The sequence below is a fragment of the Xanthomonas translucens pv. cerealis genome (assembly GCF_006838285.1).
Taxonomy (GTDB): domain Bacteria; phylum Pseudomonadota; class Gammaproteobacteria; order Xanthomonadales; family Xanthomonadaceae; genus Xanthomonas_A; species Xanthomonas_A cerealis.
Genome location: NZ_CP038228.1, coordinates 2,619,014 through 2,634,971, shown reverse-complemented (window position 1 = coordinate 2,634,971; position 15,958 = coordinate 2,619,014). Strand labels below are relative to the sequence as shown.

The following is a 15,958-nucleotide window of genomic DNA, read 5'->3' as shown; positions in this document are numbered from 1 at the left end:
CGTCAGGATCGACGGATTCTTCTTGATGACGAGGATTACAGGCTCGGAACTGTTCTGTAGCGGGTTTCCTAGAGCGTGTTATGAACTTTTCGGGGATGCAGCTATCGTAGATGGATGCAGAGCAAACGCCCATATCCGACCGATATTTCCGACGAAGAGTGGGCGTTCGCGGCGCCTTACCTGAGCCTGATGACAGAGCAAGCTCCGCAGCGCAAGTACGCGTTGCGGGCGATGTTCAATGCGCTGCGTTGGATGGCGCGTGCTGGAGCGCCGTGGCGCCTGCTACCCAACGACTTCCCGCCATGGGAAGCGGTTTACCAGCAGACGCAGCGCTGGCTGCAGGCGGGCTGCTTTGAAGCCATGGTCAGCGATCTGCGTTCCGTCCTACGTGTCGCCCAGGGGAAGCAAGGCCAACCCAGCGCAATCATCCTGGACGGGCGGACACTGCAATCCACCTGTGAGAGCGGCCCGCGCGCCGGTTACGACGGCTATAAGCGGAAGAAAGGCAGCAAGGTGCACATGGCGGTCGACACGCTCGGACATTTGCTTGCAGTGCAAGTCACGCCAGCCAACGAACAAGAGCGCGCTCAAGTGCGCTCACTGGCGCAGGAGGTGCAACACGTCACAGGTGACACCGTAACGGTGGCATTCGTGGATCAAGGCTACACCGGCCAGGAGCCGGCGCAAGCGGCTCAGGAAGAAGGAATCGAATTGCACGTGGTGAAACTTCCCGAAGCCAAGAAAGGGTTCGTGTTGCTTCCTCGGCGCTGGGTCGTCGAACGTAGCTTTGGCTGGGTCAATCGATTCCGTCGGCTTGCACGCGACTACGAGCGCTTGCCGGAAACCCTGGCTGGCCTGCATTTCGTCGTCTTCACGGTCCTCATGCTCAGCAACGCTGCCGCCATCCTCCAAAGTTCATAACACGCTCTAGGGTCTCAGCTCTGGTCCTGGCGAAGTCATACGCGCGGCTTGTATAGGCGGTCGCAGTAAAGGAAGGGTTGATGTTGCCCACGCCCACACGGTCGACATTGATTTGGCGGCTTAGGATCTGGTCACTGTCCCGCCCGACAAATCCAAAGTCCACGCGTTCTTGTGTTTGGGAGCGCAAGTTGTTGTGGACACCCGCGATCAGGATCACGAGTCGATATCCTGAATCCACCGCCTTGTTGATCACGCCGAGGTAGTTTGCAGTCTTGCCGCTTTGCACGTGACCGACGACAAGCCCACGACGGGACCACTTTCCGGGTATCGATGGATCGCCAGCCAGATCGACGATGGTGTCAGTTACAGCGTTGACGGCGTTCACTACATGCTCGCTCATACCACCGCCAATCATAAATTGCCGATAGCGGTTCCAGTAACGAAAGTCGATCTCGTGAGCCCGCGCCCGCAACCACGGCCTGTGTCCACTGGCTTGGATCGTATGTGCTGGTCCAAGGATGACTTCGTATTCTCGCTCGATCTGCTTGGCGACCGCGACGACTTGTTCTTCTGTAGGCTTGGGTGAAAGAAATGGCAGCGCTGCGATCTCCCGAACTATGCCAAGAATCTCAGCTGGGGTCTGTGCCACGCGTTGGGCCATTGCTGTTCGTGCGAAACCAAGAAGCTGTTCATGCGTCATGATTGGATACTATCCTTCGATCCGTCGAAGCCCGGCCAGAATGGCGCGCGCAGAGGGTTGGGTTGAGAAAACAGGGGTGGCAAGAATTAACTCGGCAACTGCAACAGGAAGTGTGTCTTTTCCCGGAACCATTGCTTCCACGAATGACGCCAGAAGCTGTTGTAGCTCATCCGCATCGATATCCTGCTGCCGAATTGCTTTGGGGGCTTCAGCTACATCCGAGAACAGTGACTCAAGCGGCAGCGTTGCTTCTATAGCCAGCAAGATGGCGTCTACATTGGATCGAGTGCCAGTCGCCTGCTGCAGTGCTTCTATCATCGGGTGGTCTCGACGGATCTGATAGCGAATGGTCCCCCGCTCTTTGACCCGCTCCCAAAGAGGAACGCCGGGTGCGGCTGCTTGCCTCGCTCCCCGGTAGGTGTAGGGACGGCGGGCTGACTCAGTCATTCGCTCAACAAGCGGGCGCAGGCGGGCACGCGCTGCAGATGGAATTCGTATCCTCGACTTACGCACGTCAATGCCCCACTCCGAGTCCAGCGAAGTGGGCACATCGACGCGAACGCGCAGCAGCTTTGTTAGTTCAGCTCGGCGCGCCATACCAAGCCATGAGCCCCCAGAGATGAGGCGGCGAGCGCGGTATACGTATAGCCCTTGGGTCTCAATTAGACTTGACCCAAGCTCCATTGCCACAAGCTGCGCATTGCTCAGTCGCTGATGGTGGGGAAGGGTGAATCCTTGCACGACGATGTCGCCATTGCCTGTCCGCAAGATCTCTATCTCGTGGGCATCAGAATTCGGAGAAGACAGCTGAGCGAAGGGATCTACAGCATCAATGCCAGCTCCGTTGATTTGCATGGACAACTTTTGGGGTGGGTCTCCGGGAGGTGGAGCGATGAAGCGGTGAAAGGTCATTGCCAGATGCGGTCGAGCAACGCTAAAAATTTGATTGAACGCGGTATAGACCTCGTCTTGATGCTCGCTCACTGCATCGAGACGGTCGAGCTTCTGCCATAGCACGAGCGTCCCAGAAGGGCCAATCCTTTCTACTTGTGGCAGTCGCCCGATGTCATCCTCACTCAATAGCTTGAGCATCCACTCATCTTTATTGACTACAAGATCGAGATCCCAGCAGCGTGCTGACAACTCGCCATCTTTCCTGGATACAACAATCAGCTGCCGGCATTGTGAGAAAGAAGCCGTTTTCATTCCAAGGCCAAATCTTCCCAAGTCGTTGGCCGCACGAACCTCGCGAGGACTTCGGCTGCCATGTTGCATGGCCTGAGTTAGCTCATCTGGTGACATCCCTTGACCGTCATCCAAGACTGAAAGATAGGGGCCTGAATCATGATGGATGTCGTTGGAGATCTCGATGCGGGATGCGCCAGCAGAGATGCTGTTATCAACAATATCTGCCAATGCGCTCTCGAATGAATAGCCGATGTCCCGCATCGACTCGAGAAGTCTCGCCGCGCTAGGGCGTAGGATCTTATGATGTCCTTCCATACACATGTCCCACAAAATTCCTTTTTCCTGCCGATAACACGCCAGCGACGCCTGCACTGAGCAAACCCGCTCCCCGTGCCGACGATACCTCAGCTTGCCGAATCATTCATCCTCCAGCTGCCATGCTCAGGGGATCCAAAAAATTGTCTACGAAATGAGGGCGCGCCACGTCGCCCGTCATTTTTGTCTCAAAGCACTGCTTCCTCTTATTCCCTTGAGGTGTGGGGAGGCGGCTACATCTTCGAGGGGCCAATAGGAGGAACGAGCCCACAAGTTGGGTGCTGTTCCGCCTTGGCTCGGCTATCAGATCGCTAGAACGATCCATCTGGAGCTGAAATGATTACTTCCTGTAGGAGGTTACCTCGATCAAGGGGTCTTTCGACCGGAGGAACTGCAGTAGCTCATCCAAGCCATGGCCGGGATCATCACGTAGGGCACACTCCCAGATGATTGCCACCCTCCACCCTGCTTCGCGAAGCAGGTCGACCGCAAGAGAGTCCCGCCGCGAATTGTCATTGATCTTGGTTTTCCAGAAGTCCACTCGCGTCTTCGGCAACTTGAAGTAGCGACAGCCCAAGTGCCCATGCCAAAAACAGCCGTGCACGAAGACAACAGCATTCCAGCGCGGCAATACTATGTCTGGCTTGCCAGGCAGCTGAGGCCCATGCAGCCTAAAACGTAAGCCATTCCGATGCAGGAACGAGCGGACAGCGATTTCCGGTCGCGTGTTCTTCCCTCTAATTCCGGACATCATCCGGGAGCGTGTTTCAGGCGAAATCTTCTCGGCCACTCGTGTCATACCTCTTGAGCGAGACCTTGGGGCCGCTTCCGTGATTGTATCCCTCACGTCTGTTCGAAGCCTGTACTAGCTATCGGACCCGCGCTGACTGCCATGCAGGTCAATCAGTCAGCTGAGCATTTTGTGTCGAAAGACAGCGCTTGCCTATCGATGTCCAACGGCGCGGCACTGCGCTCAGACAGTCCTTCAGGGTTCTCTTTCACGCATCGGCTGCGATTCCTGGCGGCAGTGAAGACCACCATTTCCCGCCCTCGATCCGTCGTTGCACCAGCGCACGGAACGCATCGGGCGATGGGGTCGGTCCTGGTCGCTTGTGGCGGCCTTGGTTGCAGCGGGTATGCGCGGCCACCACGTTGTCGGCCACGTCCTTGCCACCGTCTTGGCGAGCCTGCAGATGCTCGGCCGTGCATTGGTAGGCGCGGGACGATCGGGGGCGCAAGCCTAGTTCGTCAGGCGAGGAGAGCCACATGGGGAGGCCGCAATAGAAACAGCGGCCGGCTTGGGCGTGGAAGGCGTAGGCACGAAGGGTTTTGAGGCGTCTGTTGCTCATGGGAGGCTCCGGAATCGAAGGATTCCCGTGCCTCCTAAGGAGAACCTCGGGCACCCGGAGCCGTTCGGCATGCGGGCACAACACCGACGCTCAGCGACCGGTAAACATGTTTTAGCTCAACTCTAAGACCAACGCAACTCGAAGGCAGCGAGCAAGTGCGAACAATGAAGAGTCAGGTCAGTGCCTGATTTGGCTGTCTTCTGCGTCTGCCATTGTCAGCCGCAAGGTCCCGCGCGAGCGTGCTTGGTTGCGGACATCATGGTCATTGCGGCTTTCTACATAGCTCAACAGCGCGCCGACCAACTCAGCATCCTCCAGCGTTTCGGCACCGGCCAAGAACACAAGCTCTGCGACCCGCGCGCGTCGCTTGGCCTCTTCGCGGCGTTGCGTTTCCTTCGCCTTTATCGCTTGGCGCTGGCTCGCTAAAAGCTCGCGCGCTTGAAGTTGCGCCAGTCTTTCGGTGGCTCGGTGGATTTGGTCGTGGTAGTGGTTTGTCGCGCTCATCTGATTTCTCCTCTGTGCCCTTACGAGTCAACCAAAGAAACGGCTCGCGTCAAGTTCATGCCGGCTCGAAAATTTGAACTCCCTCGGAATCGAAAAGATCTGAAAAACAAGGCTTAAAAGAAAGAAGCAAGAGCGCACCTAGGCGTTCCTGCGGAACGCGTGCGCAAAGGGCTCCGCCCCTTGAACCCCAAGCGCCGGCGGCGCTTGCGAAAATCCAAAGCCGAGGCATAAACCAAGCAACCTCACTGCTTCGGAGCCGCCGCCTCATGGCCATCTACCACGCCAACATCAAGACGTTCAGCCGCGCCAAGGGACATTCGTCCATTGCTGCGGCTGCCTATCGCGCTGGCCTGCTTCTCGAGGACGAGAGGACCGGGCAGCGCCACGACTACCGCCGCCGAGACGGCGTCGTCGAAACGCGCTGCATCGCCCCCGAGGACGCGCCCGACTGGGCTTTTGTCCCCGCCCAGCTCTGGCCGGCGGTGGAGGCTGCTGAGCGTCGCAAAGATGCGACCGTCGCCAGGGAGTTCGAATTCGCGTTGCCCCACGAGCTCAATGAGGCGCAGCGATCGGCGCTGGCCATGGAGGTCACCCGTGCCTTGGTCGGGCGCTATGGCTTTGCTGCCCAGGCCAGCATCCACAGCCCGGGCTCCAAGGACGGGCTGAACTGGCACGTCCACGTTCTGACCACGACGCGGCGCATCGGGCCGGACGGTTTTGTAGACAAAACGCGTGAGCTCGACGGTGGGCCTTCGGGCAGGACCGAGGTGCAGTGGGTGCGCGAGTTGATCGCCACCACCATCAATGCCTACCTCAAGGCGGCCGACCTGGATATCCAGGTGGACCACCGCAGCCTTGAGGCTCAGGCCGGCGAGGCCCTGGCGCGCGGCGACCTGGTCGCCGCTGCCGTGCTCGCGCGCGAACCCACCAAACACGTGGGCAAAAACGCAACGGCCATCGCTCGCCGAGGCCATGCCTCTGAGCGCGTGGAGTCAAACCGCCAGGTCGAAGAGGCCAACGAAGAGACCTTCCAAAAACTCATCGCCGTGTTCGAAAACGAGGGGCGCGCGGCAGAAGTGCCCGAAGGCCACAGCCACGAACAGGCCCAACGGGAGGTCCGCCGCCCTCCGGCCGTGCTTTCTCTGCCCTTGGGTCGCGGGGCAGGGCACATAGAGATGTCTCGCAGCATGGGAGCCATCGCCCAACGGCTGGGGTTGCTGGAGGAGGGCGCTCCTGGGGCGCCACGCCCAGAGCCGCTTTCCATCCCGGCGCTCGTTGCCGAGCTTGCCCAGGAATGGGGAGCGCTGCGCCACGAGGGCGTTGCACGGGCGCTCCATGCAACCCGCCAGCTCTTGGCCTGGGCGGCCGAGCGCGCCGCGGCGTTCGCCGAGCACAGCCGTTTCCGCACGGACGTGTTGGAGCTGTCCCGGCGGTTGCGCCGCTTCAAGGCCAGCCTGACGAGGTTCGGACGCCGCCTGCTGGCCGAGCAACGCGCCTCTAAGCTCCGTCATTTCGCGGAGCGGTCCTGGGAGGACTTCACCGTCAACCACCCCCAGCCAGGCACGTCGTGGTCGGAGCAGGATTGGAAGCAGCGGCGGGCATGGCGCTTGAGCACATTGGAGAAGCGGACGGCCGAGCTGGCCGAGGCGCGGGCTCGGGTCACCCCCGAGCAAAAAGCCTTCTGCGATCAGGAGGCCGAAGAGAGTGGCCGCCATCTGGAAGCCTGGAGCCAGGAGATGCTTGAGCGCTATCCCCTCGAGCTCGACCAACCGTTGGTCCTTGGCGACCAGGACGCCCAACCGGATGCGCTCTACGACCCGCCGGCCCTGGACCGTGCGCCGATCGGCCCCCGTCCACCGCGCCCACGCCTCCACTGAAACAACGGTGCCCCGCTTGCGGGGCACTTTGTTGTTGGGGCATTGGTGCGTATCAGTGAAGCGTCGGCTTCTTCTTGTTCGCCACCGGATCGGGGGCCTCCTTACGCCGGCGGTTCTTGCGCCACTCTTCTACGGAAGGCATGTCGCGCACAACGATCGCCTCCCGGGTTCGGATCTCTTGCTGGCGCGGCGCTTGCGGTTGGGGCGGCGACGCTGGTGGTGGCAGCGTCGGGGCGGGCTTGGGCGGGGTGTAGTCGTGCACCGGAGGCGCAGAGGAGCCTCCGCGGTATTGGCGCATCATTTCCGCGGCGACCTCCAGCGCGTGCCGGATGTCGTCGACACGATCTGGCAAGCGGCAGTGCCGCTCCTGGCAAAGGAGTCCGCTGACGAGGCGGCTGGCGATTTGAAGCGTGAGTTCGGATTGCATGGATGCTCCTTTGGAGCCTGTGGGGGAGCTTTCATCCAAGCACCAAGCCGCCATACTGCAAGCGCAAATTCCTGCGCTATTTCACAAATATTAATAGGCGCCGCAAAGTTGGCTTTCCCATGTCCATGGATGCCTAGAAGGGGTCAGGCGATGGTCAAGGATCGGCAATCTCAGAGATGCGTCCAGTCGACGCCCCAATTTTGAGTAGCTCTCGTTGACTTGTTACACAAAGTTTTCAGGCTATTCGATCACCAAACGCAAAGCTTGCTCTAGCGAGCCGGCTGCCGACTTTGTGGTCCGCTGGCTTCGCTTTGCAAAATGGCGGAGGATCGAGATCCTCCGCCAAAGTCTTTCTACCCCGGATATTGGGGCGACAGCTTCTGCCAGTTGTCGACAACCCATTCTGTCACTGTGGCGCGTCCCGGGGCTGTGGACTTGAAGTGCTCTTTAAGCATCCACTCCACGATCAGACGCGTTTTCACAGGCAAGTCGGCTCCCTTCTCTCCTGTGAGCTTATTGAGATAAAGCAGCATCTCGTATCCCTCATTGCGGCTGAGATGATGAGCGTCTTTTTCTATGAGCTTTGGGTTGTCACCTTCAGAAACTTTCCAGCTGTATTCGTAACGCAGATCGGAACGCTTGAGTGCAGGCATGGCTGGGAACTCCTTGGATCCGGACTGGATCACCCAGCACATGAGGTCGACCAATATTCCATTCAATGGATGTTCACAATTGCGCTCTATGTCCTGAAGGGAGCGATGGGTCGCTTGTTACCGTTGGCGACCATCAGATGCCTCAGAAACCTTGACGGCGTGTTGCGACAATGTTGCGACGTGAAGCTCCCAAGATGAGGCGTCATTCTTTATCGTTGCTGCACAAGGCTTCCAGTGCATATGATCCCGCTGCACCCGTTCTGTTTCATGAGCGGGGTGTGCTCCGCCGCGCTTGCAGGAGCTTGGGGTTTCTCTCGCTTTTGCATCGTATTCAATGACTTAAATGATCTCGTGATGGCTGGCTGTGGACAAGTATGGACGTGCGCAGCCAACAAGTGACAGGGTGGCGCCGCTCCGGCGTAGCGCCACGGTCCGTGGCTTCGCGGCAGAGCTCTTCTGCCTTTGGAAAAGCTAAGATCCGAGCTTATGTAGAGTCGGAGTCGCCAATGATCGATCGTCGTACCTTTCTTGCCACGGGTGTTGTGGCCGTCGCCGCAGGTTTCAGCGCATCCGCCGCCCAGATCGCGGCTGCGCCGCGCCCGAAGGGGCCGGCGCCGTGGGGCGCGGTGCCCAGCGCGCGACAGCTGCTCTGGCATCGGTGGGAACAATACGCCTTCGTGCACTTTGCGATGAACACCTTTACCGATAAGGAATGGGGTTACGGCGACGAAGATCCGCGCAAGTTCGATCCCAGCGATTTCTCTGCCGATCAAATCGTCGCCGCTGCCAAGGCCGGCAATCTGAAAGGGATCATCTTTACCGCCAAGCACCACGACGGGTTCTGCCTGTGGCCGACACGCCTGACCGAGCATTGCATTCGCAATTCGCCCTACAAGAACGGCAACGGCGACATCGTCGGCGAAATGGCCGCGGCGTGCCGACGCGCCGGTCTGGCCTTCGGTGTCTACCTGTCGCCCTGGGATCGCAACCACGCCGAGTATGGTCGTCCCGCATATCTCGACTATTTCCGCAAGCAGATCGTCGAGCTGTGCACGGGCTATGGCGACTTGTTCGAATTCTGGTTCGATGGCGCCAATGGCGGCGACGGCTACTACGGTGGCGCGCGCGAAACCCGCAAGATCGATGCGCCCGCGTACTACAACTGGCCGCGGATGATCGAGCTGGTCCACCAGCACCAGCCGATGGCCTGCACCTTCGACCCGCTCGGCGCCGATATCCGCTGGGTCGGCAACGAGGACGGCGTCGCCGGCGATCCGTGTTGGCCGACCATGCCCGATGCCCCTTACACCCAGGAAAACGGCAACGCCGGCGTGCGTGGGGCGGCACTGTGGTGGCCGGCGGAAACCAACACCTCGATCCGCCCGGGCTGGTTCTACCATGCCGATGAAGACGGCAAGGTGCGCAGCCCGGAGAACCTGCTGCGCTATTTCGACACCTCCGTGGCGCGCGGCACCACCATGAACCTGAATCTTCCGCCGGACCGGCGCGGTCGCATCGCCGACCACGACGTGGCGGTGCTACAGAGCTTCGGCGACGCGATCCGCGCCAGCTTCGCCATCGATCTGGCCAAGGGCGCCAAGGCCAGCGCCAGCGCGTCTCGCGGTCCCGGGTTCGAGCCTGCGCGCGTGCTCGACCGCCAGCCGGACAGCTACTGGTCCACGCCGGACGATGTCATCACGCCAACGCTGACGCTGGAACTGTCGGCGGTTCGCAGCTTCGACCTGATCCGGCTGCGCGAATACCTGCCGCTGGGCGTGCGCGTCACCCGTTTCGCGATCGAAGCCGAGGTCGATGGCCAATGGCGGCGGTTGGCCGAAGCGCAATGCATCGGTGCGCAGCGGATTCTGCGGCTGGATCGCCCTGTCGCCGCGCGCCGCGTGCGCCTGCTCGTGCTCGAGGCGCCGGTCTGCCCGGCGATCAGCGAATTCGCGCTGTTCCGCGCCGTTGCGCCAGGTGCGGTCGCGCGGCCGAGGGCGAACCCGCCGGACGTGCTTTCCACCTCCGGTTGGCGCATCGTCGAGGCCAGCGCGCCGGGGGCGGAGAAGTTGCTCGACGATGATGCCAGCACGGTCTGGAGCGTGCCCGCGCCCACGCCTGGCCATCCCGCGCAGGTGACCATCGACCTCGGCGCGCTGCGTCAAGTCGCTGGCTTCAGCCTCACCCCCTCGCGCACGGTGTTGAAGGGCGCGGCGCCGCCGAAAGGCTATCGCGCCGAAAGCAGCGAAGATGGCCAGCACTGGCAGTCGGCCGGCGCCGGTGAGTTGGCCAATATCGCCTATGCGCTCTCGACCCAGCGGCTGAATTTCCCCGAGGTCCGCCAGGTCCGCTACCTGCGGCTATCGTTCGCCGAAACCGCGCTGCCCGCCGAGCGGCTGGCGATCGCCGGGATCGGTGCATTCTCGCGCTTGCGCTGACGGCTTGCGATCCCTCACCGCCATGCGCGGTGGGGGGGGGGCATGCATCGCTGGTGCGATGCAGTTTCGCGTGCTGGAGATGCGGCGGAGGCGTTGAAGATCGGTTTCGGGTGAAGCGTCAGCGCCTCCCCCTCTGCGTGCGTCGCCATCGTTCCGCCACGCAATCGGCGGGGCCGCGCTGGAAGGTCGCAGGGTTATCACCATGAGGACATTGCGAATGAAGCATTTGCTGCCGGTGCGCGATCGCCGTCAGCCGCGTGCGGCGCTCTCGCCGCCGCTGTCGAGCAGGGCTGCGGCGGCGGCGCCGAGGCTGCGTTCGCGATGGCGTAGCGCATGGAACGCACGCGCGCCCAGCGCCGCGCCGACGCGCTGCAGGCGGCCGCTCTCCAGCCAGGGCGCCGCGGCCAGTTGCGAGATCGCCGCCAGGCTGTGGCCGGCGCGCACCGCCGACAGCACCGCTTCGTTCGAGGGCAGGGTCAGTGCCACGCGCAGGCGTTCCGGCGCGACCCCGGCCGCGCGCAGCACCGTCTCGAATTCCGAACGGGTGCCCGAGCCGGGTTCGCGCATGATCCAGGTGCTGGCCTCGGCCAGTCGCGGCAGGCCCAGGCGCAGGCGTCCGGCCAGCGGGTGCGTCGGCGCGGCGACCACCAGCAGGCGGTCGTGGCCGAGCACGGATAACTGCAGCAGCGGTTCGTGCACGCCGCCCTCGACGAAACCCAGTTCCGCACGTCCTGCGGCGACCGCGCGCGCCACACTTTCGGTGTTGCCGACGCTCAGGCGGATCTCGATCTGCGGGAAGCGCGCGTGGAACGCCATCAGCCGCATCGGCAGCCAGTAGCTGGCAACGGTCTGACTGGCGTGCAGGTCGAGGGTGCCACGCCGCACGCCGCGCCATTCGCTCAAGGCCAACTGCGCGGCGCGGGTACGCGCCAGGATCGCCTTGGCCTCCTCGAGGAACGCCGCGCCGGCGGCGGTCAGCACGATGCCGCGCCCCACCCGGTCGAACAGCGGCACGCCGTACCGGGTTTCCAGTGCCTTGATCGCTGCGCTGGTCGCCGACGGCGTGCGATGCGCGGCCTGCGCACCCAGGGTCAGGTGCTGGCGTTCGGCGACGGCCACGAACAGGGCGAGTTGTTCCAGGGTCACGGCAGGATCATTCGATTGGACAGAACGAACTATCCAGCATTGTGCGATAGAATGACAGGGTTGGCGGGCGTATCCTGCGTCCACTTCGACACGGTGGCGGCAATGTGCAAGACATCGGGTAACCTCATGGCGCTGCTGCCGGGGCTGCTGCTGGCGATCGCGGTCGCCGCGCTGGCCTCGCTCACGGAGTGGGCGCAACTGTGCTGGCTGGGCCGGCCGTGGATCGATGCGCTGGTGTTCGCGATCGCGCTCGGCACGCTGCTGCGTACCGCGGCGCCTCTGCCGGCGCGTGCCGATGCCGGCATCGCCTTCGCCGCCAGGCTGCCGTTGGAAGTGGCGATCGTGCTGCTCGGTGCGTCGGTCAGCTTCAGTGCGGTCGGCGCAGCTGGCGGCCTGCTGCTGTGGCTCATCGCGGCCACCGTGTTGCTGGCGATCGGTATCGGTTACGGCATCGGCCGCCTGCTCGGGTTGCCGGCACGTCTGGCCACGCTGGTGGCCTGCGGCAATGCGATCTGCGGCAACTCGGCGATCGTCGCCGCCGCTCCGGTGATCGACGCCGATTCGGAAGAGGTGGCGGCCTCGATCGCGTTCACCGCGGCATTGGGGATCGTGGTGGTGCTGGCCTTGCCCTTGGCAGTGCCGCTGTTCGGACTGGATCAGCGTCACTACGGCATCCTCGCCGGCATGACCGTGTATGCGGTGCCGCAGGTGCTGGCGGCGACGCTGCCGGTGGGCGCCATCAGCGCGCAGGTCGGCGCGCTGGTCAAACTGATGCGGGTGCTGACGCTGGGACCGGTGCTGCTGCTGCTCGGGCTGCTCGGTGGCCGCCCGGGCGCTGCGCGGCTGCCGCTGCACCGTGTATTGCCGTGGTTCGTGCTGGGCTTCGTCGGCATGATGCTGCTGCGCTCCTCAGGTCTGTTGCCGTTGGCGCTGGCGGACGCGGCGCAGCGTGTTTCGGTGCTGCTGACCCTGCTGGCGATGGCGGCGCTGGGCCTGTCTGTGAACCTGCGTTCGGTGCTCGCGTCCGGCGGCAGGGTGCTGGCCGCGGGCGCGCTGTCGCTGCTGGCGCTGGCCGCCATCAGCGCGCTGCTGGTGTGGTGGCTGCCGTGACGCGCGGAATTGGCGCGGTCGCTGTACGCATGCTGCGTGTTGTCGGCCTCCCGGAAGGCGCGTGCCGAACCCCGTAACACATCGCGCCGCGACGTTGGCGTGCCACAGCGAATCCTGGCAACGGCGCGGCTGCTGCTGGATCGATACTCCACGCTGCGTCGCCTCGCCGGTAGAGGCTCCAGCGTTGCATCCGCGCAGTGGCTTAATGGCAGGCCACATTTAGTTGCGGTGTAATAGTCTCCGCAGCGGAGCCGATCTAAGGTGGCGCATCTTCTTCGCACGCAGCACCAGGCCAGCCCATGGGACACGATCACAGCCACGCACCGACCGAGATCCGCCACGAGCAACCGCTGTGGTGGGCGCTGGGGCTGACCGCCACGTTCATGCTGGTGGAGATCGCCGGTGCGTTCCTGACCAACAGTCTGGCGCTGTTGTCCGACGCCGCGCACATGGCCACCGATACCCTGGCGCTGATGATCGCGCTGGTCGCGGTGCGGCTGAGCCGGCGCCCACCCGATGCCAAGCGTACCTACGGCTACGCGCGGCTGGAAGCGCTGGGCGCGCTGTTCAATGGCGGCATGCTGTTCGTGGTCGCCGCCTACATCCTGTGGGAGGCGGTGCAGCGCTTCCGCCAGCCGCAGGAGGTGGCCACGGTCGGCATGCTCGGCATCGCCGCGTTCGGCCTGCTGATTAACCTGATCTCGATGCGCCTGCTCAAGGCCGGTAGCGGCGAGAGCCTGAACATGAAGGGCGCCTACCTGGAAGTGTGGAGCGACATGCTCGGCTCGGTGGCTGTGATCGTCGGCGCGCTGGCGATCCGCCTCACCGGCTGGAAGGTGATCGACCCGATCCTGGCGGTGCTGATCGGCCTGTGGGTGCTGCCGCGCACCTGGGTGCTGCTGCGCGAGGCCATCAACGTGCTGCTGGAAGGCGTACCCAAGGGCATGGACATGGCCGCGGTGCGCGCCTATCTGCGCGGCGCCGCGGGCGTGGAGGACGTGCACGACCTGCACGTGTGGGCGCTGGCCTCGAGCACCCCGGCATTGACCGCGCACGTGGTGATCGCCGATGGCGCCGACGCCGACGCGCTGCGAGCAACCTTGTGCGACGGCCTGCATGCGCGTTTCGACATCGACCACATCACCCTGCAGATGGAAGCCGGGCACTGCGGCGCGCAGCCGTGCGGTACCCCGGCGCGCGCGGCATCGGAGACGCAGGACGATCAAGCGGGTCACGATCACGCCAAGCACGACGGCCGCGGACATCGGCACGTGCATGGCGCGCGTGGGCATTCGCATTTGTGAGTCGGGATGTTGCAGGCGCCTGAAGCTCAAGCGGGCAGGCGGTCAATATCGTTTGGATACAGTGTCCGGGTGAGCTGCTTGCCGGGCCGCGGCGCTGTGTCGAGGATCGCAGCGAGGACGCGACCGCTTCGGCACGCTCGATCGCGCGGTCGAACCGATCCGCTCGGTTCGACCGCGCATGCCGTTCGCGTGCACAACGGCGGCTGCAAGCGGTGTTACTTGATCTCCACCGCGCCTAGATCGCACACGGCGGCATTGCGGGCAAGTCCGCGCTGATCGATGCTGCGGCAGTTGCTGCCAGCATCGCGCGCGGGGCTGTTGGCGGCAGGCAGCAGGGTGAGCGTCGGCCCGCCATTGCTGGCGGGCGCGGACAGCAGTGGATCGGCCGCCTTCACGTTGCCGGAGGTCAGGCAATGGGTCGGCCACACCGCCGCTTTGGCCGAATACTCGATGAGGTTGCCGCCGCTACTGGTCTGGTTGCTGCAGAACACGCTTTCGGTCTTCGAGAACAGAATGCTATTGCGGATGTCGAACCTGTCGCCGAACAAGGTGGCCCCCGGTGTGTTTTCCGCGAAGGTGACGTTGTTGAAGCGGACGGTGGTACTGCCCTGGTCGCCGTTCGCCGGCCGCCAGCCGACATGCTGGATGGCCGCTCCTACGCCTTTGGCGTAGTTGCCGTAGAACGTGCTGTTGCTGACGTCGCACGCGCCATAGCAGTCCATGTACAACGCACCGGCATTGCCCTGCTGGGCCTTGTTGGAAAGGAAGCTGGTTGCGGAGACGTTGATGGTCCCCGGGGTGAGGATGGCCGTTCCGGAATGCGAGGCGTCGGTAAAGCCGATGCTGATGCGGGCGCCGCCGCCAGGGCCGCTGGTGGCGACGTTGTTCGCGAACGTTGAGTACTTCACGTCGATGGTATCCGGCGCATAGGCCCAGAGCGTGGCACCACCGGAGCCGTTGGCGGCGACGTTGTTCTTGACCACCGTTCCGCACAGCGCCAGGGTGCCGCCGCTCCCCTTGCCGCCCTTGATGTAGCCGGCAAAGGAAGCGCCATCCGTATCGATGGCGCCGCCGCCGCCGAAGTTGCCCGCGTCGGGGAAGCCCTGCGGCGCGTTGATCGCTTGATTGCCGACGAACTCCGAGCCGACGATGTTCAGGCTGCTGAGCTGGGTGTAGAGCGCGCCGCCCAGCCACGACGAATTGCGTTGGAAGGAACTATTGACGATGGTCACCTGCGCATCGCTGCCGGCGAAGATGGCGCCACCGCCGATACTGCTGCGGTTGGACAGGAACTTGCTGTTGAGGACTTCCAGTTTGCCCTGGTAGCCGACCTTGATGGCGCCGCCGCCCCAGGTGCCCGGGTCGTAGGCGTGGTTCGACGCCGGCTGCACGGAACTGCCGTTCTGCACGGTCAGGTTACGCACAGACAGCGCGCTGCCGGCGTTCACCAGGAAGATTCTGGCGGACTGGCGGCCATCCAGGGTGATGCGTCCCTGGCCGTCGATCACCGTCGGATTGCTCGAACCGATCGTGATCGAACGGTCGATGGAAATGCTGGTCTGCTTCGCACCGCAATTGAAGGTGATGTAGCCGCCCTGCGCCGCGGCAGTGGAGAGCGCGCTGGCGCTGCAACTGGCAGGTGTGCCATTGCCGACGACCGTCGCCACGGCCGGGCGCCCCCATGACGGCGGTACCGCGCATTGCGGCGCCGACGGGGCGGCGGCGATCGCCATGCTGGCGGTCATGACCGCCAGCAGACCCACGGCGTTCGCCTGGGCGTTGAGGGAGGGAGTGGTGATCATGGTCATACTCGATGGGGGAGTGGGGGAGTGGGGGAGTGGGGGAGGCAACGAGACCCGCAGCAGCAATCCCATTGTCATGGACGTCAATGACACCTTGAGTACGGCTGGCGGCCTCTGCGTGCTGGCGGGGCATAGCCTGCCCCGGCAGGCGCCGTTCGATTCGGACGCCGTTACCAGATCGCACGATCCTGCGCGCAAGTCGTGCTGCAGCATGCGGATGTGCCGTG

The 15,958-nt window shown here is 63.3% G+C and carries 14 protein-coding genes; 5 read left to right on the top strand and 9 right to left on the bottom strand.

The genetic code is table 11. The annotated features are described in order from the left end of the window. Positions 1 to 114: 114 nt before the first annotated feature. Positions 115 to 921, top strand: coding sequence for an IS5 family transposase (locus tag E4A48_RS11500; RefSeq protein WP_039005206.1), 807 nt, complete (start codon positions 115 to 117; stop codon positions 919 to 921). Here E4A48_RS11500 and E4A48_RS11495 read toward each other — a convergent pair. The 5 genes from E4A48_RS11495 to traD all read right to left on the bottom strand — a co-directional run bounded on the left by E4A48_RS11495 (position 887) and on the right by traD (position 4,977). Continuing rightward, positions 887 to 1,621, bottom strand: a complete 735-nt coding sequence (locus tag E4A48_RS11495) for a hypothetical protein (RefSeq protein ID WP_142742441.1) — start codon at positions 1,619 to 1,621, stop codon at positions 887 to 889. The two genes, E4A48_RS11500 and E4A48_RS11495, sit on opposite strands and share 35 nt — an antisense overlap. A gap of 9 nt (positions 1,622 to 1,630) precedes the next feature. Next, a complete protein-coding gene (locus E4A48_RS11490) occupies positions 1,631 to 3,181 on the bottom strand; it encodes an ATP-binding protein (RefSeq protein ID WP_142742440.1) in 1,551 nt (516 codons plus the stop codon). Between the two features lie 283 nt (positions 3,182 to 3,464). Beyond that, on the bottom strand, positions 3,465 to 3,923 hold the full coding sequence (locus tag E4A48_RS11485; protein WP_142742439.1) for a very short patch repair endonuclease: 459 nt from the start codon (positions 3,921 to 3,923) through the stop codon (positions 3,465 to 3,467). 199 nt (positions 3,924 to 4,122) lie between these two features. Beyond that, positions 4,123 to 4,473 carry an HNH endonuclease gene (locus E4A48_RS11480; RefSeq protein WP_142742438.1) on the bottom strand — a complete coding sequence of 117 codons (351 nt, stop codon included), beginning with the start codon at positions 4,471 to 4,473 and terminating at the stop codon, positions 4,123 to 4,125. A 177-nt stretch (positions 4,474 to 4,650) separates the two neighbouring features. Continuing rightward, positions 4,651 to 4,977, bottom strand: coding sequence for a conjugal transfer protein TraD (gene traD, locus E4A48_RS11475; protein WP_142742437.1), 327 nt, complete (start codon positions 4,975 to 4,977; stop codon positions 4,651 to 4,653). 266 nt (positions 4,978 to 5,243) lie between these two features. On the opposite strand from traD, the gene E4A48_RS11470 reads away from it, so the two are divergent. Further along, positions 5,244 to 6,854: a MobA/MobL family protein gene (locus tag E4A48_RS11470; RefSeq protein WP_142742436.1), complete on the top strand. Its 1,611-nt coding sequence runs from the start codon at positions 5,244 to 5,246 to the stop codon at positions 6,852 to 6,854. Positions 6,855 to 6,906: 52 nt separating this feature from the next. Here the strand turns inward: E4A48_RS11470 and E4A48_RS11465 are convergent, their stop codons facing one another. Then, entirely contained in the window at positions 6,907 to 7,281 is a 375-nt protein-coding gene (locus E4A48_RS11465; protein WP_142742435.1) for a hypothetical protein, read from the bottom strand. A 353-nt stretch (positions 7,282 to 7,634) separates the two neighbouring features. Then, positions 7,635 to 7,934 (bottom strand): hypothetical protein, encoded by a 300-nt coding sequence (locus E4A48_RS11460; RefSeq protein WP_142742434.1) that lies wholly within the window; start codon positions 7,932 to 7,934, stop codon positions 7,635 to 7,637. A gap of 506 nt (positions 7,935 to 8,440) precedes the next feature. Here E4A48_RS11460 and E4A48_RS11455 point away from each other — a divergent pair. After that, complete coding sequence (locus E4A48_RS11455; protein WP_142743159.1) at positions 8,441 to 10,369, top strand: alpha-L-fucosidase; 1,929 nt, start codon at positions 8,441 to 8,443, stop codon at positions 10,367 to 10,369. A 249-nt stretch (positions 10,370 to 10,618) separates the two neighbouring features. On the opposite strand, the gene E4A48_RS11450 is transcribed toward E4A48_RS11455, so the two are convergent. Continuing rightward, entirely contained in the window at positions 10,619 to 11,515 is an 897-nt protein-coding gene (locus E4A48_RS11450; protein ID WP_142742433.1) for a LysR family transcriptional regulator, read from the bottom strand. Positions 11,516 to 11,617: 102 nt separating this feature from the next. On the opposite strand from E4A48_RS11450, the gene E4A48_RS11445 reads away from it, so the two are divergent. Beyond that, positions 11,618 to 12,625, top strand: coding sequence for a YeiH family protein (locus tag E4A48_RS11445; protein ID WP_039007098.1), 1,008 nt, complete (start codon positions 11,618 to 11,620; stop codon positions 12,623 to 12,625). 299 nt (positions 12,626 to 12,924) lie between these two features. Then, the gene (locus tag E4A48_RS11440; protein WP_039007096.1) at positions 12,925 to 13,929 is read left to right on the top strand and encodes a cation diffusion facilitator family transporter; all 1,005 of its coding nucleotides are present in this window, start codon (positions 12,925 to 12,927) and stop codon (positions 13,927 to 13,929) included. Positions 13,930 to 14,144: 215 nt separating this feature from the next. Here the strand turns inward: E4A48_RS11440 and E4A48_RS11435 are convergent, their stop codons facing one another. Further along, positions 14,145 to 15,731 carry a choice-of-anchor Q domain-containing protein gene (locus tag E4A48_RS11435; protein WP_142743158.1) on the bottom strand — a complete coding sequence of 529 codons (1,587 nt, stop codon included), beginning with the start codon at positions 15,729 to 15,731 and terminating at the stop codon, positions 14,145 to 14,147. Between the last annotated feature and the right edge of the window lie 227 nt (positions 15,732 to 15,958).